At 70.7% G+C, this 19608-nt stretch carries 21 protein-coding genes; 8 read left to right on the forward strand and 13 right to left on the reverse strand.

The features are described 5' to 3' along the window. Positions 1 to 3 precede the first annotated feature (3 nt). Positions 4 to 1980 (forward strand): acyl-CoA dehydrogenase, encoded by a 1977-nt coding sequence (locus AB0F81_RS08890; RefSeq protein ID WP_360193278.1) that lies wholly within the window; start codon positions 4 to 6, stop codon positions 1978 to 1980. Here the strand turns inward: AB0F81_RS08890 and AB0F81_RS08895 are convergent, their stop codons facing one another. Then, complete coding sequence (locus tag AB0F81_RS08895) at positions 1981 to 2598, reverse strand: hypothetical protein (protein WP_360193281.1); 618 nt, start codon at positions 2596 to 2598, stop codon at positions 1981 to 1983. On the opposite strand from AB0F81_RS08895, the gene AB0F81_RS08900 reads away from it, so the two are divergent. The 3 genes from AB0F81_RS08900 to AB0F81_RS08910 are packed head-to-tail and all read left to right on the forward strand — an operon-like array spanning position 2587 to position 3924. Beyond that, positions 2587 to 2910 carry a type VII secretion target gene (locus AB0F81_RS08900; RefSeq protein WP_360193284.1) on the forward strand — a complete coding sequence of 108 codons (324 nt, stop codon included), beginning with the start codon at positions 2587 to 2589 and terminating at the stop codon, positions 2908 to 2910. The genes AB0F81_RS08895 and AB0F81_RS08900 overlap by 12 nt on opposite strands. Continuing rightward, entirely contained in the window at positions 2907 to 3626 is a 720-nt protein-coding gene (locus AB0F81_RS08905; RefSeq protein ID WP_360193286.1) for a hypothetical protein, read from the forward strand. Before AB0F81_RS08900 ends, AB0F81_RS08905 begins: the two co-directional genes overlap by 4 nt. A gap of 1 nt (position 3627) precedes the next feature. Beyond that, the gene (locus AB0F81_RS08910; protein WP_360193289.1) at positions 3628 to 3924 is read left to right on the forward strand and encodes a hypothetical protein; all 297 of its coding nucleotides are present in this window, start codon (positions 3628 to 3630) and stop codon (positions 3922 to 3924) included. Between the two features lie 3 nt (positions 3925 to 3927). Here the strand turns inward: AB0F81_RS08910 and AB0F81_RS08915 are convergent, their stop codons facing one another. After that, positions 3928 to 5361: a dihydroorotase family protein gene (locus tag AB0F81_RS08915; RefSeq protein ID WP_360193292.1), complete on the reverse strand. Its 1434-nt coding sequence runs from the start codon at positions 5359 to 5361 to the stop codon at positions 3928 to 3930. Between the two features lie 76 nt (positions 5362 to 5437). Here AB0F81_RS08915 and AB0F81_RS08920 point away from each other — a divergent pair, with 76 nt between their 5' ends. From AB0F81_RS08920 to AB0F81_RS08930, 3 genes are read left to right on the forward strand one after another with little or no spacing between them, the layout of a single operon-like run. Next, positions 5438 to 6619 (forward strand): CoA transferase, encoded by a 1182-nt coding sequence (locus AB0F81_RS08920; RefSeq protein ID WP_360193294.1) that lies wholly within the window; start codon positions 5438 to 5440, stop codon positions 6617 to 6619. Continuing rightward, positions 6620 to 7387: a cyclase family protein gene (locus AB0F81_RS08925; protein WP_360193296.1), complete on the forward strand. Its 768-nt coding sequence runs from the start codon at positions 6620 to 6622 to the stop codon at positions 7385 to 7387. Further along, positions 7384 to 8772 (forward strand): MmgE/PrpD family protein, encoded by a 1389-nt coding sequence (locus tag AB0F81_RS08930; RefSeq protein ID WP_360193299.1) that lies wholly within the window; start codon positions 7384 to 7386, stop codon positions 8770 to 8772. The genes AB0F81_RS08925 and AB0F81_RS08930 overlap by 4 nt, the downstream gene beginning before the upstream one ends. A gap of 73 nt (positions 8773 to 8845) precedes the next feature. Here AB0F81_RS08930 and AB0F81_RS08935 read toward each other — a convergent pair whose 3' ends face one another. Genes AB0F81_RS08935 through AB0F81_RS08975 form a run of 9 tightly spaced genes read right to left on the reverse strand, consistent with a single transcriptional unit; the run spans position 8846 to position 17191 of the window. Further along, complete coding sequence (locus AB0F81_RS08935) at positions 8846 to 9589, reverse strand: arylmalonate decarboxylase (RefSeq protein ID WP_360193302.1); 744 nt, start codon at positions 9587 to 9589, stop codon at positions 8846 to 8848. Next, positions 9586 to 10227, reverse strand: a complete 642-nt coding sequence (locus tag AB0F81_RS08940) for a hypothetical protein (RefSeq protein ID WP_360193304.1) — start codon at positions 10225 to 10227, stop codon at positions 9586 to 9588. The genes AB0F81_RS08935 and AB0F81_RS08940 overlap by 4 nt, the downstream gene beginning before the upstream one ends. Further along, on the reverse strand, positions 10227 to 10982 hold the full coding sequence (locus AB0F81_RS08945) for an SDR family oxidoreductase (RefSeq protein ID WP_360193307.1): 756 nt from the start codon (positions 10980 to 10982) through the stop codon (positions 10227 to 10229). The genes AB0F81_RS08940 and AB0F81_RS08945 overlap by 1 nt, the downstream gene beginning before the upstream one ends. Further along, on the reverse strand, positions 10979 to 11899 hold the full coding sequence (locus tag AB0F81_RS08950; protein ID WP_360193310.1) for a hypothetical protein: 921 nt from the start codon (positions 11897 to 11899) through the stop codon (positions 10979 to 10981). Before AB0F81_RS08950 ends, AB0F81_RS08945 begins: the two co-directional genes overlap by 4 nt. Beyond that, a complete protein-coding gene (locus AB0F81_RS08955) occupies positions 11899 to 12588 on the reverse strand; it encodes a hypothetical protein (protein ID WP_360193313.1) in 690 nt (229 codons plus the stop codon). Before AB0F81_RS08955 ends, AB0F81_RS08950 begins: the two co-directional genes overlap by 1 nt. Next, entirely contained in the window at positions 12585 to 13823 is a 1239-nt protein-coding gene (locus AB0F81_RS08960; RefSeq protein ID WP_360193316.1) for an aromatic ring-hydroxylating dioxygenase subunit alpha, read from the reverse strand. The genes AB0F81_RS08955 and AB0F81_RS08960 overlap by 4 nt, the downstream gene beginning before the upstream one ends. Before the next feature lie 5 nt (positions 13824 to 13828). Further along, positions 13829 to 14788: a dienelactone hydrolase family protein gene (locus AB0F81_RS08965; RefSeq protein ID WP_360193319.1), complete on the reverse strand. Its 960-nt coding sequence runs from the start codon at positions 14786 to 14788 to the stop codon at positions 13829 to 13831. Next, positions 14788 to 15597, reverse strand: coding sequence for an oxidoreductase (locus tag AB0F81_RS08970; protein ID WP_360193322.1), 810 nt, complete (start codon positions 15595 to 15597; stop codon positions 14788 to 14790). The genes AB0F81_RS08965 and AB0F81_RS08970 overlap by 1 nt, the downstream gene beginning before the upstream one ends. A gap of 16 nt (positions 15598 to 15613) precedes the next feature. Then, positions 15614 to 17191 (reverse strand): nitrilase-related carbon-nitrogen hydrolase, encoded by a 1578-nt coding sequence (locus AB0F81_RS08975; RefSeq protein WP_360193325.1) that lies wholly within the window; start codon positions 17189 to 17191, stop codon positions 15614 to 15616. Between the two features lie 79 nt (positions 17192 to 17270). On the opposite strand from AB0F81_RS08975, the gene AB0F81_RS08980 reads away from it, so the two are divergent. Continuing rightward, a complete protein-coding gene (locus AB0F81_RS08980) occupies positions 17271 to 17555 on the forward strand; it encodes a Dabb family protein (protein ID WP_360193328.1) in 285 nt (94 codons plus the stop codon). On the opposite strand, the gene AB0F81_RS08985 is transcribed toward AB0F81_RS08980, so the two are convergent. Beyond that, a complete protein-coding gene (locus AB0F81_RS08985; RefSeq protein WP_360193331.1) occupies positions 17540 to 18427 on the reverse strand; it encodes an RNA polymerase sigma-70 factor in 888 nt (295 codons plus the stop codon). The two genes, AB0F81_RS08980 and AB0F81_RS08985, sit on opposite strands and share 16 nt — an antisense overlap. After that, a complete protein-coding gene (locus tag AB0F81_RS08990; protein WP_360193334.1) occupies positions 18424 to 19584 on the reverse strand; it encodes an FAD-dependent oxidoreductase in 1161 nt (386 codons plus the stop codon). The genes AB0F81_RS08985 and AB0F81_RS08990 overlap by 4 nt, the downstream gene beginning before the upstream one ends. Between the last annotated feature and the right edge of the window lie 24 nt (positions 19585 to 19608).

Raw genomic sequence — 19608 nt, forward strand, 5'->3', positions numbered from 1 at the left:
TGCATGATCCGCGAAGCAGACCCGGCCCGCCTCCAGGAAGTGCTCGACGGTCGTTGGGCGCACATCCGCCAGGCGGTGCGTGAACGGCTCGGCGCCGAATTCGTCACGGTCCCCGGCGAGACCGGCGACCAGGCACGGGAACGGATCAGCCGGCTGATCCGCGAGCTGCCCACCGACGTCGGGGTCGCCTCCGCCTTCCCGGTGGAGTACGGCGGATCCGGCGACCCGGGCGGCTCCGCCGTGGCCGCCGAGATGCTGGCCCAGGTCGACCTGTCGCTGATGGTCAAGGCGGGCGTGCAGTGGGGCCTGTTCGGCGGCGCGGTGGTGGCGCTGGGCACCGCGAAACACCACGAGGCATACCTGCGGGACATCATCTCGGCGGACCTGATGGGCTGCTTCGCGATGACCGAGACCGGGCACGGCTCGGACGTGCAGCAGCTGCGCACCACCTGCACCTACGATCCCGAGTCGGGAACCTTCGACCTGCACACGCCGCATCAGGCGGCCCGCAAGGACTACATCGGCAACGCCGCGAAGGACGGGCGGATGGCCGTCGTCTTCGCGCAGCTGATCACCGGCGGGCGGCGCTACGGGGTGCACGCCTGGCTGGTGCCGATCCGCGACGACCAGGGCAACCCGATGCCCGGCGTCACCCTCGGCGACGCCGGGGCCAAGGCCGGGCTGCTCGGCGTCGACAACGGCCGGATCTCCTTCGACCACGTCACCGTGCCCCGCGAGATGCTGCTCGACCGTTACGGCCAGGTCGCGCCGGACGGCACGTACACCAGCTCGATCGAGAACGACACCCGCCGCTTCTTCACCATGCTCGGCACCCTGGTCCGTGGCCGGGTCACCGTCGGCGCCTCCGCGTCGGCGGCCACCCGCAGCGCGCTGACCATCGCGGTCCGCTACGGCGACATCCGCCGCCAGTTCACCCGGCCCGGCGACGACCGCGAGGTGGTCCTCAACGACTACCTCGCCCACCAGCGCAAACTGCTGCCGGCGCTGGCGACCACCTATGCGTACGCGTTCGCGCAGGAGGAGCTGGTCGCCACCCTGGCCGAGGTGCAGGGCACCGACGCCGAGGTCGACGAGCACCGCCAGCGCGAACTGGAGTCCCGGGCCGCCGGCCTCAAAGCCGTGCAGACCTGGCACGCCACCCGCACCATCCAGATGTGCCGGGAAGCCTGCGGCGGCGCCGGATATCTGGCCGAGAACCGGCTGCCCGGCCTGAAGGCCGACACCGACGTGTTCACCACGTTCGAGGGCGACAACACGGTCCTGCTGCAGCTGGTCGCCAAGGGTCTGCTCACCGGTTACCGCGACGCGTTCGGCTCGCTCGACGGCTGGGGCCGGGCCACCTTCGTCGCCGAACAGGTCCGCGAGATGGTCCTGGAACGCACCGCCGCCCGCTCGCTGATCCAGCGGCTGGTCAGCGCGGCGCCCGGCCGCGACGAGGAGGTCGCCGTCACCGACCGCGGCTGGCACCTGACGGTCTTCGAAGACCGCGAGAAGCACCTGCTGGAAGGCGCGATCCGCCGCCTGCGCAAGGGCGCCGCCACCAAGAAGGACCACCCCTTCGAGATCTTCAACGACGTGCAGGACCACATCCTGAAGACGGCCGCCGCGCACATCGACCGGATCACCCTGGAGGCGTTCGTCGCCGGCATCGACCGCACCACCGACCCGGACGCCCGCGCCCTGCTGTCGCGCGTCTGCGACCTGTACGCCCTGTCGGTGATCGAAGCCGACAAGGGCTGGCTGATGGAACACGGCCGCCTGACGCCGGCCCGCTCCAAGGCGGTCACCGCAGTAGTCAACGACCTGCTGCGCGAGCTGCGCCCGCACATGCGCACGCTGGTCGACGCCTTCGCCATCCCGGACACCTGGCTGAACGCCGCAATCCTGCGCGAGGAGGACGACCGCCAGGAGGCCACGGCCAAGGAGGACGAAGCCGTCCGCTCCCTCCCGGTCGGCTGATCACCGAAGCCGCCGGCGGAACTCGTCGTCCGGGTGGTCGACGAGGACCGCCGTGCCGGCCGGGCTCGCCCGCGTCTGAGTGACCTTGGGGAGCCCGGCCCAGCTGAACGGCCACGGCGACAGGATCACCGCGGCGAAGCCGGCGAGAAACGGAATGCTCCAGCGCCGGTCCCCGTCGGCGATCGTCAACGTGACGATCACCGACAGGATCATCGCGGCGACACCGCCGAAGAGCAGAGCAGCCGCCGCGACGCGCCCGAGACGCCGGCGGCGGACGCAGCGTGCACAGAGCGGCCAGCCGCGCACCTCCACGAAGGCGACTTTCTTGAGGTACTCCTCGGCGCGATTCAGCGCGGTGTATCCCGGGATGGCGAGCCGGCCGGGCGATCCCAGATCGGGCTGTGATCTGACCGCGAAATCCACACGCTGAACAGCGGGAAATCCGTGCTTGGCGCACACGCTCGGCAGCGGCCTTCCGGCGGCCAATGTCTCCGCCGGAATCTCGATCATCTCGGTAACCGACACCGGAACCTCCCGCGATAGCGCCCGAGCCGTCGAACCGAATTCGAATGGCCAGCGTATCCAGTCATCGGAGGAGGTGAAAGTGTGGTCTTCCATGCAGATGACGCAGCTATTCGATCATTCGGGCATCGCTGCGGCGGTTTGATCGACGATGCGGAACAAGCCGTCGGTTATGTGAACAACGCGCTGTCGATCAACGATCGCTCGACAGGCATGTTCGCGCACGTCGTCTCCGTCGCCGAGGGCGTCCGGGAGGCGCTCACGGCGAATTATCGTCACCTCGCAATGATCGTCGATCTTTCCGCGACTGAATTGACGAAGGCCGCGAACACCTATCGCGACACCGACGAGGCGTCGGCGCGTGAGATCGACTCCACCTACGGGGCCGCGGGAAAGGTGCCGATATGACGGCGCCGGCGGCCGCCCTGACCCCTCCGGTCGCTGAGGCTCCGATCCCTGATCTGGTGAACAACATATTGGGGGCGAAGCAGTACATCAGCACCTCGTACTGGATCGGTGAACTCATCGACCTGATCTGGGGATTCAATCCCTTCGAATATGTGGCACAACAAGTCGCGGGTGATTGGAACGCCGCGGCTGGGGCGAGCGACGCGCTGGGCAAGCTGGCCGACTTCAACACTCGATATTCGGAGGTCATCGCTCAAGGTGCCGGTACGTTGATCCCGGCGGACTGGGACGGCAACGCAGCCGCGCGTGCGGAGGTGTACTTCGCCGGCCTCTCCCAGGCGCTGGCCGCACAGGTTGACGCGCTGGAGGACGTGAGCGGCCAGTTCCGGACGCTTGCCGCCGGGATGCAGGAGATGGCGCAGGCGCTCCAGAGCCTCTGCCAGGATCTGCTGGACGCGCTCATCGTTGTCGGCGTCAGTGCCGCCGCGACCGCCGCGGTCTCCTGGACCGGTGTCGGCTCCGTGATCGGCGGATCGGTGACTGCCGCACAGATTCTCAACATCATCAAGCTCTGGTATCTGATCCTCGACGCCCACGATGCGGCATGGGCTGCGGTCCAGGCGTTCACCGGCATCTGTGCCGGATACCTCGGCGCGCTGCGGGGCCTGGAGGCGCACCCGTTGCCGGCCGGTGCCTACGACCATCCTGGAGTCTGATGTGAACCAGCACGAGAATCTCGATGTGGCGCACGGCGATGCGGCACTCACCGACCACCTCCGGCAGTCCTTGCGGATCTTGCAGGACCGGAGTGACGACGAGGACTTCAAGCGCTTGGTCGACGACGTGCTGAGCGGCCGGACCAGCCTGCGCGACGTCCATGACAGCCAGGCGTTCTCCGCCGTCCTCGACAAGGGGGTTCGGGAATTCCGGCAGCGATGGGACTCTTTGACTGACGAGGAACGTGCGGACCTGGCTGAACAGGGCCGTGAGGCGCTCGACGTGCCGCGCGCCTGAGCGTCAGCGGGCGATGAAGGAGCCTCGGGGGGTGCCGGTCACCCGGCCGTTCTCGTAGGTGAGCTCGCCCCGCAGGATGGTGGCGATGGGCCAGCCTTTGACCTTGCGGCCTTCGAAGGGGCAGTGGTCCTGGCCGGAGAGCAGGAGGTCCGTCGTGACCTCCCGCTCCAGATCCGGGTCGACGACCGTCAGGTCGGCGTCGAAGCCGACCAGCAGGTTGCCCTTGCGGCCGTCGAGGCCGTAGGCGCGGGCCGGGTTGGCCGAGACCAGCTCGGCTATCCGGGTGGGGTACAGGCCTCGCTTGTGCATGCCCTCGCTGAGCAGGATCGGGTAGAGCAGCGCCGTGCCGCCGAAGCCGGGGAGGGCCGGCCAGAGGGCGTCGCCCTTCGACTCCTCCAGGCAGCAGGCGTGGTCGGAGGCCACCCAGCCGATCGTGCCGTCGAGGATGCCCGCCCACAGGGCTTCGGTGTCGGCGTGGCTGCGGATCGGCGGGTTGACCTTGCCGCCGAGGCCGCCCTGGGCGTCCAGCTCCTCGTGGGTGAGGCAGAGGTGGTGCAGGGTCACCTCGAAACGCATGTCGAGGCCGGGCATGGCGGCGCGGGCCTCGCGGGCGGCGGCCAGGGCCTCGCCGGACGAGAGGTGCAGCAGGTTGACCGCGCAGTTGGTGGCCCGGGCCAGGGTGGTGGCCTCGCCGATGGCGACCCGTTCGGTCAGCGGGGGGCGGGCGTCCGAATAGGCCTTCAGGGTCTGCGGGTCGCCGTTCGCGCGTACCCGGTCGATGAAGAGCCGCATGAGTTCGGCCTGTTCGCAGTGCAGCGAGAGGGAGACGCGGCGATCGGTGGCCGCGTTGGCGGCCGCCACCGCTTCCATCAGCTGGTAGAGGTGGCCGAGGTCGTACTCGTCGCTCATGGTGAAGGCCTTGGCGTCGCGGGAGTCGGCCGACAGGTTGAAGCCTTTGTAGAACATGTAGTACTTGAACGAGCTGATCCCGGCCTCGCCGACCAGGGCGGGGATCTCGCCCACCTGGGCGGTGTCCATCGGGGCCAGGTGGAAGCCGTAATCGGTCCAGGCGTGGCCGCCCACCGCGGAGAGGACCTCCGGCAGGATCGATGAGTACGGGCCGGTCCGGTTCAGGTAGTGCTGGCCGGTGCGGAAGTAGGACAGCACCGTGGTGGCCCCGCCGACCAGCGACGAGCGGGTCTCCTCGGCCGCGTCGACCGCCAGGGGGCGGTAGATGCCCAGGTGGAAGTGGGCGTCCACGGCGCCGGGGAAGACCAGCTTGCCGGTGGCGTCCAGCACGGTCGATGCTTCGGAGGCGGGGATGTCCACCGCGATCGCGGCCACCTTGCCGTCCCTGGTGGCCAGATCCGCCTTGATCGTGCCCAGGTAGGGCACGACCAGGGTGCCTCCGCGTACCAGCAGCTCGTAACGGCTCATCCGAACACCCTCCCGCTCGCGTTTCGCACACAGTAACGAGGTTTCCCTTAACGGAACAGAGCGGTTAGGGTGTGGCATGCCCAGCCCTCTCGCGGGTGTGCGCGTCGTCGACGCGTCGACCCTGTTCGCCGGACCCCTGGCCGCGACGATCCTCGGCGACTACGGGGCGGACGTCATCAAGATCGAGCACCCGGGGAAGGGCGATCCGGCGCGCGGGCACGGGCCGGCCAAGGACGGCGTGCCGCTCTGGTGGACGATGCTGGGCCGCAACAAGCGCACGGTGACGCTGAACCTGAGCCGGCCGAGAGGCGCCGAAGTCCTGCGGAAGATGCTGGCCGGGGCGGACGTGCTGATCGAGAACTTCCGGCCGGGCACGTTCGAACGCTGGGGGCTGGGCCCGGAGACGCTCCGGCCGGAGCTGATCATCGCCCGGGTCACCACGTACGGCCAGGACGGGCCCTACTCGCACCGGCCCGGCTTCGGCACCCTGGCCGAGGCGATGAGCGGCTTCGCGGCGATCACGGGCGATCCCGACGGGCCGCCCACCCTGCCGCCGTTCGGTCTGGCCGACGGCATCGCCGCCCTCACCGGCGCACAGGCGATCATGACGGCCCTCTACCACCGGGACGTGCACCGGGCGCCCGGCCAGGTGATCGACCTGGCCATCGTCGAGCCGATGCTGACCGTCCTCGGCATGCAGGCGATGGTCTACGACCAGCTCGGGATCGTGCAGCGGCGCACCGGCAACCGGTCGGTCAACAACGCGCCGCGCAACACCTACCGGACCGCGGACGGCCGCTGGGTCGCCGTCTCCACCAGCGCGCAGGCCATCGCCGAGCGGGTGATGCACCTGGTCGGCCGCCCCGAGCTGGTCGACGAGCCGTGGTTCGCCACCGGTGCCGGCCGGGCCGGGCACGCGGACGTGCTGGACGAGGCGCTCAGCACCTGGATCGGCGAGCGGGACCTGGCGACCGTCACCGCGGAGTTCGAGAAGGCGCAGGCGGCGATCGCCCCGGTCTACGACATCGCGGACGTCTTCGCCGACCCGCAGTTCACCGCGCGCGACTCGGTCACCACCGCGCACGATCCGGTGCTCGGGCCGGTGCGGATGCCCGGCCCGCTCTATCGCCTGTCGCGCACGCCCGGCGAGATCCGGTGGACCGGGCGGCCGCGCGGCGCGGACACCGACGACGTGCTCGCCGAACTCGGCTACGACGCCGGCGAGCGGGCCGCGCTGAGGGCCGAGGGAGCCGTCTAGATGACCGTGTTCGATCTGGCCCAGCCGATGCGCCGGGGCATGCCACAGTCGCCGAACCATCCGGCGTACACGCATGCCCTGGTCCGCCGGCACGGCGACCTGGTGCGCGCCGGCGGCGGCTCGGCCGCCAACGACATCCTGGTGACCGGCACGCACGTGGGCACCCATGTGGACGCCCTCGCGCACGTCTCGCAGGACGGGCTGCTGCACGGCAGAATCGCCGCCGCCGATGTGCAGTCCGACGCCGGGTTCGCCCGGCTCGGCATCGACGAGTTCCCGCCGTTCGTCGGGCGCGGCGTCCTCCTGGACGTGGCGGCGTTGCACGGGGTCCAGGTTCTGCCGCCCGGATACGAGGTCACCGCGGCCGACCTCCGGGCCGCCGCCGGCGACCTGCCGGTCGGGCCCGGCGACGCGGTCCTCGTCGGCACCGGCTGGTCACGGCGGTTCGGTGAGGGCAGTTCTTTCCTCGGTACGCGGGACGGCGTGCCCGGCGTTGGCGAGAGCGCGGCACGATGGCTGGCCGAGCGCGGCGTCGCGGTCACCGGTGGGGAGACGATTGCGTACGAGCGGATCGCCCCGGGCGCGGGACACACGAGCCTGCCCGTGCACCGGATCCTGCTGGTGGAGGCGGGCATCAACATCGTGGAGACGATGCTGCTGCACGAGCTGGCCGACGCCGGAGTCGCCGAGTTCCAGTTCATCCTCGCCCCGTTGAAGCTGGTCGGCGCCACCGGTTCGCCGGTGCGCCCGCTGGCGGTGGTGCCATGACGACGTCGTTGGCGCGGGTGCTGGGCGAGTTCGCGGCGAAGGCCGAACCACCCGGGGAGGTGCGCGCCGACGTACCGATGAGGGTTCTCGACGTGCTGGGGAACGCGCTGGCCGCGTACGCCGAGGAAAACGCTGATGCCGCGCCCGCGGCACTCAGGGTGATGCGCCGCTGGGGTGGCGTGGGTGAGGCGACCGTGGCCGGCTGGCGTGATCGGCTGCCGGCGCCGTCCGCGGCGTTCGTGAACGGCGTGCTCGCGCACTCGCTCGACTACGACGACACGCACCTGCCGTCGGTGCTGCACCCGAGCGCGTCGGTGGTGCCGGCCGCGCTCGCGGCGGCCGAGGCGGGGGCGCCGGGGGACCTGATCGCGGCGATCGCGGCCGGGATCGAGGTGACCAACCGGCTCGGCATGGCCGGGTGTGACCCGGTGACCGGGGCGAACCTGTATTTCGAGCGGGGGCAGCATGCGACGTCGATCTGCGGCACGGTGGGAGCCGCGGTGGCGGTGGCTCGGCTCTACGAGCTGGACGCGGCGCGGATCGCGGACGCCATCGGGATCGCGGCGTCGATGGGGGCGGGCGTGCTGGAGGCGAACCGCACCGGTGGGTCGGTGAAACGGGCGCACTGCGGGTGGGCGGCGCACGGCGGGGTGGTGGCGGCGACGCTGGCGGCGGAAGGGCTGACCGGTCCGCCGACGGTGCTGGAGGGGCGGTTCGGGTTCTTCGCGGCGCACACCGGGCGGTTCGATCCGGGGGCGGTGACGGACGGGCTGGGGGAGCGGTGGGAGGTGCTGCGGACGGTGTACAAGCCGTATCCGTCGAACCACTTCACCCACGCCGGGATCGACTGTGCGCTGGCGCTGCGTGCGCAGGGGCTGAATCCGGACGATGTGGTCAGTGCCGAGCTGGGAGTCGCGGAGCCGGTGTTGCGCACGATCGCGGAGCCGGTGGCGGAGAAGGCGCGGCCGCGTAGTGGCTATCACGCGAAGTTCTCGGGGCCGTACACGGTGGCGGTGGCGCTGACCGGTGGTGGTGGGCTGGGCGTGGGGCTTGACGACTTCGCGGCGCTGGACGCGCGACGGCTGGAACTGGCGGCGCGGGTGCAGGTCTGCGCTGATCCGGCGGCTACGGCGGCGTTTCCGCGTGCGTTCGCGGGGGTGCTGCGGGTGCGGACGCGTTCCGGGGTGGTGCTGGAACACCGGGTGGAGAGTTCGCGGGGCGGGCCGGGGCATCCGTTGAGCGTTTCCGAGGTGATGGAGAAGTTCGCCGGTAACGCGGGGCGTGTTCTGCCGGCGGCGGAGGTCGGGGTGCTCGCTGAGGCGGTGCGGGGGTTGGGCTCCGGCGGTCCGCTCGCGGCCGTCTTCCCACCGCCGCGTGTGACGTAGGGGTGCGCAGCACGCCGGCAGCCTTGCGTGTGGGTTTGGGTGTGGAGCGCAACTCCACACGCAGTCTGGTGTGTCAGTAAAGGCGGAGCAGACTGCCGGCCCCGTAGATCTTGTCCCGGATGTCGTTGTCGCGTAACGCCATCCACCACGTCGCGGCGTTGATGGCGATAACCGGCTTGCCGAGCCACCGCTCGGCCTCGTCGGCCAGGCGGACCATCGACAGGTTGGTGCCGCACTGGACGATCGCGTCGACGTCCGCGGTGTTGACGGTGAGGATCGCGGCTCGCAGCTCATCCTCGGTGACGTGGGCGATCGACACCGCAGTCGGGCACTTCAGCCCTTCGATCGCGACCACCTCGAAGCCGATCTCGCCGAAGAAGCGGACCACGTTGGCGTCACCCACCGGCTGGTACGGCGTCACCACACCGATCTTGCGGGCGCCGTAGAGCTTCAGGGCCCGTTCGCACGCCTCGGCGCCGGTGGCTACGTGCAGACCGGTGATCTCCTTGATCTGGGCGACGAACTCCCGGTTGCCCGCCACCCCGCCCCAGAACGTCTCGGCGGACATGCCCATCACCATGTAGTCGGGTTCGCACGTGAGCACCCGCTCGCAGGCGAACCCGATCTCGGCGCGGATCTGCACCAGCAGGTTCTCGAAGTGGGCGTCGTCGGACAGGTCCTGGTTGCGGATGTGGATGCGGGAGAAGTGCGCGGTCACCCCGGGTACGGCCATCGCGTAGAAGTCCGGTTCGACGATGGTGTTGGTCGACGGGGCGATGACGCCGAACTTGCGGCGCCAGCCGAGGGCATCGGTCATGGCGAGACTCCTACCGGGGCGGGACGCGAGGCGCGCAGGGTGAGCCAGGCCGCGACGAGCAGGCAGGCCTGGGCGGCGGTGTTGATCGACTGTTCCAGCCACTGGTAGGCGAGAGTGTGATGCCCGTCCGAACCGCGCAGCGGGACGAGTCCCATCACCAGCACCAGGCCGAGGACGTAGAGGGAGACCGCCCACCACTGCCGGTACCGGGCCGCGATGATCGCACCGAGCACGCTCACCGCGGTCACCCCGAGGGTGGCCGCGACGAAGAGCGGGTTGAGGCTGCCGGCGAGGATCGCGCCGGCCACGCACAGCGCGAAAGCCAGCGCGAACGGCCACACGCGGGTGGGCTTTCCGCGGCGTACGGTGACCGCCAGCGCCCACACGAGCAGGGTGGCGCCCGCGGCCATCAGCGGGAACAGCGCCTGTTCGAGAAGTTTCCAGTCGCCCGCGCCGGCCGCGTACCCGAGCTTCCACGAGCATTTGGCTATGCCGCCGGCACCGATGAGGATCGCGCCGGCAAGGCCGGCGCGCTGGGCGCGCAAACCCGGCGCGGTACGGCTGAGCAGGGCGAACCCCGCCGTCCCGAAGATGACCGGGACGAAGTCCTCCAGCGCCAGAATGATCGGATAGTCCATCACGCGTCCCCGAACAGGTCGCGTCGGCGAAACGCCGCGGTGGCGAACCGGTAGGCGGCCTTCCGGTTGGTCAGCCAGGCCACCCGGCCTCCGTTGCGCGTGCCGGCCAGGATCCGTTCGGCGAGCCACGGCGTGACCGTCTCGACCCGGTCGGCCAGGATGTTGAAGATCTTCTTGGCTTTCTCCAGCTCGGCCGGCTCGTAGTCGCGCAGCAGCAGGTCGGTGACCACCATGCCGGGGGAGAGCAGCGCGGCCTTCACGGGCGTACCCCTCAGCTCTCTCGCCATCGCGAGGGTGGCGTAGGTGACGGCCCGCTTGGTGGCTCCGTAAGGCGTGAGCCCGGCGACGATCTGCCCGGTGGAGCCGAGCCCCTCCATGTTCCAGAGCGTGCCGTGCCCCTGTTCCAGCATGGCCTCCAGGACGACCGCGCTGGCCTGCAGGGTCCCGCGCAGGTTGAGGTTGACGACCTGATCGATCTCCGTCGCGTCGAGCTGCCACAGCGGCTTGCGCGAGTGCGACATGCCGGCGTTGTTGACCCAGATGTCGACTTTTCCGAACCGGTCGACCGTGGCGTCCCACAGCTTGCGGACGTCGGCCCGGCTGGTGACGTCCGCGGCGATCGCCAGGGCGCCCGCAGGCGAGGAAGACGGCAGCGAGCGCCCGCAGTAGGCGACCGAAGCGCCCCGGTCGAGGAAGGCGCGGACCAGGCCCTGCCCGATTCCGCGGGTCCCTCCGGTCACCACGACGACGGTCATGACTCCCACTCCAGGAGCCCGTGCAGCACCGTGTCCAGGGTGCCGCCGTCGAACAGTTCGTAGACCACCGCGAGTTGCCGCCCCGCCGACATGCCCGGCGCCGCGTCGATCGAGAACTCCCGCCCCTTGATCTTCCACACGTCACGCAGGTGCAGCGACGAGAACGAGGCGCGGCCGAATCCGATCGCGTTGCCCCAGGCGCCCGGCCCCTCGAAGAAGAGCCGGTTGCCGTCGCGCCGGGTGTCCACGGTGAACTGCCGGTCCAGGCCGGCGCCTCGCCAGGTGATCGTCCGCCGGGTGCGCAGCAGGTCGACCGGAGAAAGAGCGACAGACGCCGACACCGTGCCGCGCAGCTTCTGGTCGGCGCCCCACAACTCCAGCGAGCCGGTGTACGCCCCGGCCTGCTTCGTCGGCAGGATGTACGGCACCGGACCGTTCCGGGTCTCCGCCTCGATCAGGTCGCCGACCTTCGCCGGGTCGCGGGTGTAGACGCCGTTGAAGCACCCCACCACCGCCCACCCCTGGTAGAGCACCGACGAGTAGACCTGGGTGTCCCCGTCCGGCAGCACCTGGTTCCACGTGTTGAGGTCCACCTGCCAGCCCGGCCCGTAGTAGTGCGAGTCCACGAACGACCCGTAGGGCTGGCCGGTCCCGAAGAAGTCCGGCCCGGTGTAGACCCGGTTCTGGTCGGAGTCGACGACCCCGAACGAGAACGGCGCCCCGAGCCGGAACCGCCCGGCGAGCGGTCCGCCGCCGACCAGCCCGCCGTCCATCCGGTACGTGGTGATGCCGTCCACGAAGTCGGACGAGCGCCGGATCTCCTCGAACCCGCACCACGTCCCGGTGTGGTCGAAGAGGGACGGCCGGCCGTGCCATTCACCGGCGATGCGCTGCTGCCACACCGAGGGGGCGGACATCAGTTGCTCACCAGCGCCAGGCGTACCGATTCGCTCTGCTCCTCGCCCAGCAGCCGCACCGTCTGCTGCCAGACCGGGTCGATCTCCGGGCTGAACAACAGTGCGCGGTGCGCGGCGTCGCGTTCCGCGGTGCCTTCGGCCTTGACGCCGTTCTCGGCGAGCCCGGCCCAGTGGCCGAGGTAGGCGTCGACGGCGTCGCCGATGCTCTCGAACGCCGCCGCGGTTGCCCGGCTCACCAGCATCCAGGGCGACATGAGCGCGTACTGGCGGGGCGTGAGGTGGGCCGGGGACAGTCCGGGCCGGGCGCTGACCTCCTGGAACAGCGGAGTCAGCGGCTCGTACACCTCGTCCAGATAGGACAGCGAGGTCGCCAGGTCGATCCGGGGGATCAGGTCGAGGTGGAAGGCGTAGTTCTCGCCGTTGGCGACCGAGTCCAGGGTGAAGTGCGGGACCCCCGACGCCGGATCGGTGAACGCGAAGATCATGTGGCTGTCCAGGCCGATCGGTGGGACGACCAGGCTGACGTTGACCACCTTGACCACCGGCCCGTCGCCCCGCCAGGTCCGGATGTTTCCCACCGGCGCCGGGCTCATCGGCGAGGTCAGGGCCCGGTCCGCATCGAGCGTGACCGGGAAACGGGCGAGGATCTTGCCGAGCGTGCGGTCGGAGAGCTCGGAGGGCAGGCTCACTGGTCGGTCTCCTCAGCGGCGTCGGACGGGGAGGCAACGGCCGGGGCCTCGTCCGGGGCGGAACCCATCAGCCGGGCCGCGGCCACGGTCGGGTGCTCGCCGCGCGCCTTGTGCACCCAGGCCCGGGCCAGGTCCGCGTTCTCCCGGCGGGCCGGCGAGGGGATCACCGTGGCGGTGCGCCTGGGCACGTCGCCGGTGATGAAGTCGTCCTCGTTGAGCAGCCAGCCCTTGTCGGCCAGTTCCTGACGGCGCCGCCGGTACTCGACCGCGATGAGGTCGCTCTTGATGTGCAGTTCCGCCCCGAGGTCGAACGGGAGCAGTTCCGGGCGGACCTTGTCGACCACCGCCGCGTCCTCGTAGAAGATCCGCATCGTCCGGTTGACGGCGTCCCGGTTGGCCCACCTACCGGTGAAGAACGTCCGCAGCGCCACCCACTTGACCAGGGTGTGCGTCTCGTCGATCGGGATGTTGGTGTCGTAGATGACCATGTCGCCGATCGGCAGCCGCACGTGCAGCTTGATCATGTTGGGCAGCATCCAGCCGGCCGACGTGGTGACCGGTGGGCGCTTCTTCAGGTCGTTGCCGATCAGCCGGCCGAATTTGCCCCACAGCCCGGACGGCTTCGGCGGGTGCAGGTCGACCGTGGCGAACGCCGACCACTCGTCCGGGTGCTCCACCTCGTACTCCGGGACCTGTGGCATGTCCGGGTTGCCGAACCGGCCGGCGTGCACGAACGGGGCGTGCGCGATGTCGCAGCCGTTCTCCAGGATCCGCTCGTAGTTGGCGTTCCACAGGAACTCGCCGGTCACGGTCCGGAACCTGCCGCCGTTCTCGACCAGGTCGTCGAACTCCGGCCAGACCGGCATCGGCGGGCGCTCCTCCTCGGGCAGGTCGCCCATGAAGATCCAGACGAAGCCGTACCTCTCCTGCACCGGGTAGGAGTCGACGCGCGCCTTGCGGGGGATGCCGCGGCCGGGCAGGTTCGCCGGGATCTTGGAGCATTGGCCGTCCGGCTCGTACTCCCAGCCGTGGTACGGGCAGACGATCCTGTCGTCCTTGAGCCAGCCGCCGGAGAGCGCCGCGCCGCGGTGCACGCACAGGTCGCTGAGGGCGACGACCCGGCCCTGCTTGGGCGTGCGGTAGACGACGAGGTACTGCCCGAGCACGGTGATCCGGGCCGGCTTGGTGGTGATCCGGTCGGAGAACTCCACCGCGTACCAGAAGTTCTTGAGCATGGCTGCTACCTCCGCCGGATCCCGGCGATGTCGGGGTTCTGGAGTGCCTTGTCGAGCGCGTCGCCGGAGGCGCCGCGCAGGTGGATGTCGAGGAAGGCCGCGGTGACGTCGGCGAGGGCGGCGCGGGTCGCGGCCGGGTCGGTGGTCGCCTCCTCGTCGAGGAAGGCCCGGGCGGCGGTCGGGTCGACCGGGTGCGCGATCCCGAAGTGGTTGGCGCCGCCGAAGGTGACCTGCAGGTTCTCGCCGTTGCGGCGGGGCAGGGCCTCGTCGAAGGTGCGGCTGATCGGATCGCGCCGCGAGGAGGCGTCCTCGCCGTAGCGGTCGGCGGAGCCGTTGATGACGCCGTCGTTCTCGCCGTTCATCAGCAGCACCGGGCAGTCCACCTGGGCCGGCAGCACGGTTCCGGCCGGCCAGCCCAGCATCGTCGCGACCATGGTGTGCGTGCCGTAGGCCGCGACCGCCTTCACCGTGGGGAAGAATCGCGCGCTCTGCAGAATGACGGTCCCGCCAGCCGAATGCCCGACGAGTCCGACATTCTCCAGGTCGAGCAGGCCCGCGACCGGCCCGGAAACTTCCGTTAGAGCGGACAGCACCGCGGGAACCGACGGCGTCGTGGCCCGCGTGCCATAGGCATCGGGCCGGGCAGCCGCCAACTCGACACCAGGCGTAATCCCGCGCAGCCCTCCGAAAAGCTCACCCACCCAGTCGTAGGTGACGGCCACAAAACCCCGAGACGCCAGCTCCACCGCGAGCCACCGATACGCCTCCTGCCCCACATTGACGCCGGAGACGAGCACCACAACCGGATACGGCGCCAGCGAGGGATCAGCCGGAAACACCCCGGACAGCCGCTCCGAATCCGAGCCGGTGGAAAGGGACGGATAGAAGACCCGCAAATGCGCGGTGTCGAACGGCGCCACCGCCCCCGGAATCGTCGCCGCCCACCACACCGACCGAACGCTCATCACGACACCCCGGGCCGCGGCAGTTCCCGGTCGCCACCCCACAGCGCCCGGACCAGCCGGTCGGTCGTCTCCTGCCCGAAGAACCGCACCCCCATGACATTCGCCGGATCCCGTTCGGCGATGTTGCGGCGGATCGTCTCATCGGTCGCCGCCAGAGCCGCCCGTTCGCCGGCCGGAACCGGTGAGGCCTGATCCACCCAGCCCAGCCACCGATCCACATGCGCGTGCGCCCGCGCCGACACGATCTCCAGATTCCGCTGCGACCGCTCGAACGAGTAGCAGTAGGCCGTCGGCGACAGGCTGGCCCGGATGAATCCCGCCCGGCTGACGAAGTACTCGAACTCCGGATCGGAACGCAGCGAGAGCCACTCCTCGTTCACCGGCGCGTAGTACTTGTCGTAGTACTCCCCGTCCTCCACGAGATTGGTCCGCGGCACCGAGTCCAGGTAGAACCACCCACCCGGCCAGACCAGCAGCGCGATCCCCAGGTGCGGCACCTTCACCTGCGGGCCGAGCCAGCAGGTCAGATGCAGATTGGCGAAGCTGGCGCCCGGATTGCCGATCCAGGAGTGCACCAGCCAGTCGACCTCCGGCCCGGCATACGCCTCCAGCGAACCGCCCGGCCCTTCCGGATAGGTGCCGTAGGCCTGCAACTCCAGCGTGGACGGATCTCGGGTGGTCGCGAACCGGGCGTCGATCTTCGCCTTCAGGTCGGCGAGCAACTGCCGGTAGTACTGGAACGTGTCGTGCACGTCGACGACCGGGGAGCCGTCGACCATGTCCTCCACATGCTGGATCGTCTCGGCCACTAGCGGTGCACCCTTCTCATTTGACGAGGGCGTCGGCCAGCCGCCACGGGCGGCCGTCGACGAGATCGGTGTTGCGTGACACCAGCCGGTTCGCGGCCTGTGCGGGGGCGACGGTCGCGGTGCCGACCGGCACGCCGGCGGGCACGTCATGCCGGATCGGGGTGGAGATGCGCCCGGTGAACGGCCCCTCCCACCGCGTCCAGAGCGTGAAGTCCGGGGTCATCGAGAAGATCGCCGCCGGCTGCTCCAGCGGCGTCGCGACCACCAGGTTGAGCCGGTTCTCCGCGGCCCGCTCGGGCAGCCCCAGCGCCAGCTCCCACGGCTCCTGCACCCGGCAGGGCACCGCCACCACATCGGCGTCCTGCAGCGCGGCCAGCCGGAACGTCTCCGGATGGATCGCGTCGTCCCCGACGACGATCGCCAGCCGGCCCCACTCCAGGTCGATCGGCACGATCTCCTTGCCGGCGGCGGCGCGATCCGGCGCGTGCAGCTGCGGCTGCCGCGCCACGACGCCGTTCTCCGAGATCAACACCCCGATCGGTACGGCGCCGTCCAGCACCGTGGTGACGGCATGGGCGTGGGTGCCCGTCAACGCGCCGGCGATCTCCGACGGTGACCCGGCCAGCTCGGGAAGCACGATCAGCGCGGCGGCCGTCCGGCGGATGAGCCCGACGTCCCGGACCACCGCCACCGGCAGCGTGGGCGCACCCGGTCCGCGCCGCCGGCCCACCGGTGGGGCCGCGATCGGCCCGTAGATCGCGGGCCGCCGGACCGCGAAGATGTCCGTCCCGTCCGGCCGCCGCTTGTCGTCCGCCCGCGACGGCTCGATGTCGGCGACCACCACCGCCTCCCCGGTGCGCGGCGCTTTCGCCACGACCGTCCCGTCCGGTGCGACGATCTGGCTCTCCCCGGCACCGTGCAGCCACTGCGGCGGCACGCCGAGCCGCTGCGCGATCGCCGGCAGCTCGTCGCGCGGCAGCAGCGGCCCGACCTTGTTGGCGGCCACCACCCACACCCGGTTCTCCGCCGCCCGCACCGGGATGTGCAGGTCCGCCTCGTCCAGCGCGAAACTGTTCAGGCTGTTGAGCAGGATCTGCGCGCCGCGCAGCGCGAGGCCCCGCGCCACCTCACTGATCACGCCTTCCATGCAGGCATACATCCCGAGGCGCCCGAGCGGCGTCTCCAGCACCGGGCCGGCCGACACCGCGGGGGAGAGGAAGTCGTTCTCCGCGCCCATCAGCGTCTGCTTGTCGCACTGCCCGACGATCTCGCCGGCCGGGGAGAACAGGAGGTTCGTGCCGCCGGTGCGCCCGTCCCCGTACGCATGGGTGACGTTGATCTTGATCCAGATGCCGTGCCGGCGCGCGCGTGCGGCGATGGCGCCGAGGAAGGCGTCGCCGGGCCGGGTGGCCCGCTCGTGGGCCTGCTCACGCGACGCGTACCAGGAGAGGTGGTTGCAGAACTCGGGCAGGACGACCAGCTGAGCGCGCTGCTCGGCGGCCGCGTCGATCACGCGCAGGCAGGCGGCGAGGTTCTCGGCGACGTCCTGGCCGGCCTCGATCTGGGCGGCGGCAATGCGTACGGCACCGGGCATCCGGTTCCCCCTAGCGAAACGGCGTTTCCCAAAACTACACTCGGGGGCCACGTTCGCAATAGGGGTTCGGAGGCGCAAAGTGCTGGTGCACGTCGTACTGATGAAGTTTTCCGATGCGGGCGATGCTGCCAAGGCCAAGTTGCGTTTGGAAGAACTGGCCGGTGCCGTTCCCGAGATTCGCACGATGAGCGTCGAGGTGGACGAGCTGCGGACCGAGGCGTCCTGGGATCTCCACCTGCGCACCACGCACTACGATGTGGACGATCTGCGGGCATATCAGGCGCACCCGGCGCACCGGGAACTCGGGACGTGGCTGCGGCCGCTGCTCAGCGCCCGCGCCGTCGTGGATTACACCGAGAACTGAGTGCCGGAGGAGACCGCCCGCAGTTTCTCCGGGTTCGCCACGTTGTGGATCGTGGTGATCCGGCCGTCCTCGCCGAGTTCCACCGTCAACGTGGCGAGAACCCGCCCGGCGCCGCGGACGACCAGCCCCGGCGCGCCGTTCAGCTCGGCGACCTGCACGGTCATGTCGGCGATCAGGATCCCCTCGTACGGCCGGCTGCTGACCCCGGCCAGCCACGCCGCCACCCGCTCCGCGCCGATCACGGGACGCAGCGCCTGGCGTACCCGTCCGCCGCCGTCGGTCCAGAGCGTGACGTCCGGCGCGAGCAGCTCCATCAGCGTGTTGATGTCGCCGCCGCCGGCGGCGGCGAAGAACCGCTCGGTCACCTGCCGGTGCCGGGCCGGGGTGGCGGTGAAGCGGGGCCGCCGGTCCCGCACGTGCCCGCGGGCCCGGTGCGCCGCCTGCCGCACGGTCTCCTCGGAGCGTTCCACCGCCGCCGCGATCTCCGCATAGCCGAAACCGAACGCCTCCCGCAGCACGAACACCGCGCGCTCCAGCGGGCTGAGACTCTCCAGCAGCATCAGCAGCCCGGCCGACACCGACTCGGCGACGGCCGCCCCGTCCGCGGCGTCGCCACTGGTCAGGATCGGCTCCGGCAGCCACGGTCCGATGTAGGTCTCGCGGCGGGCCTGCGCCGACCGCAGCCGGTTGAGCGACAGGTTCGTCACGATCCGCACCAGGTACGCCTTCGGCTCGGCCACCTGGGAGCGGTCCGCCGAGGACCACTTCACCCAGGTGTCCTGCACCGCGTCCTCGGCGTCGACGGCCGTGCCCAGAATCCGGTAGGCCACCGAGAAGAGCAGGTTGCGGTACTCCGCGAAGACGTCGCTCATCGGGTGAACCGGCCGCCGCGACGCCAGGTGAACAGACCGACCGCGGGGGTCCGGGTCAGCAGCTGGAAGGTCGTCCACGGCGATGCGGTCACCGTCTCCTTGTACCAGACCGCCGCCCGCCCGGTCAGCGCCCAGCGTTTGGGGGTGCCGTCCGGCCGGCTGAACTGGATCACCGCGTCCCGGCGGCCCAGGCTCACCGGCAGGTGGATGTATCCGAAGCGGAACCGGCCCGGCTCCTTCCCGTCCCATTCGCGCATCAGCGCGTGGGCCGTGTGCACCGCGCTCGGGATGCCGCTCTGGCAGGTGCCGTGCATGACCCCGTAACTCTGGCGGATCGCGGCGGCGTCACCGATCGCGTACACCTCGGGGTGCGAGACCGACCGCAACGAGGCGTCCGTGACGATCCGGCCCCGGTCGTCGACGGTGAAACCGGCCGCGGCGGCCAGCGCGGGGACGCGGACCCCGCCGGTCCAGACCACGACGTCGGCCGCGAGGGAGTCGCCGTCGGTCGTGGTGACCGAGTCCGGCAGCACCTTGGCGATCCGGGCGCCGGAGCGCACCCGCACGCCGAGGCGGGCCAGCGCACCGTCCAGATAGGCCTTCGCCCGCCGGCCCATCCCCGCGCCCGGCTCGGCGTCACCGACCAGCAGCACGTCCAGGCCCGGGTGGCGCTCGGCGATCTCGGTGGCCGCCTCGATCCCGGTCAGGCCGGTCCCGCAGACCGCGACGCTGCCTTTGCCCAGCTCGGCCAGGCGGCGCGCGAGCGCTTCCGCTCCGGTCGCGCTGTCCAGGGTGTACGCGTTCTCCTCCGCGCCCGGCACCGCGGAGGTGTCCGCGGTCGCGCCCAGCGCGAAGATCAGCCGGTCGTAGCGGATCTCCCGCTCGTCGTCGACCCGGACCGTGCGGGCCGCCGGGTCGATCGCGGTGACCCACCCGGTGACCAGGGTGGCGTTGGTGCCGGCCAGCATCCGCGGGATGCGCAGGTCGGCGAGCTCCTGACCGGTGGCGGTCTGGTGCAGGCGGATCCGCTCGGTGAACCGGTCGGTCGCGTTGACCACGGTGATCCGTACGTCGTCGCGGCCCCTGCTGCGGCCCGCGAGGACCGTCGCCGCGGCCATGCCGGTGTAGCCCGCGCCCAGAATCACGATCTCGTGCATCGTCCTGTGCCTCTCTCGTGGCGG

This window comes from Actinoplanes sp. NPDC024001 (assembly GCF_040638955.1).
Lineage (GTDB): Bacteria > Actinomycetota > Actinomycetes > Mycobacteriales > Micromonosporaceae > Actinoplanes.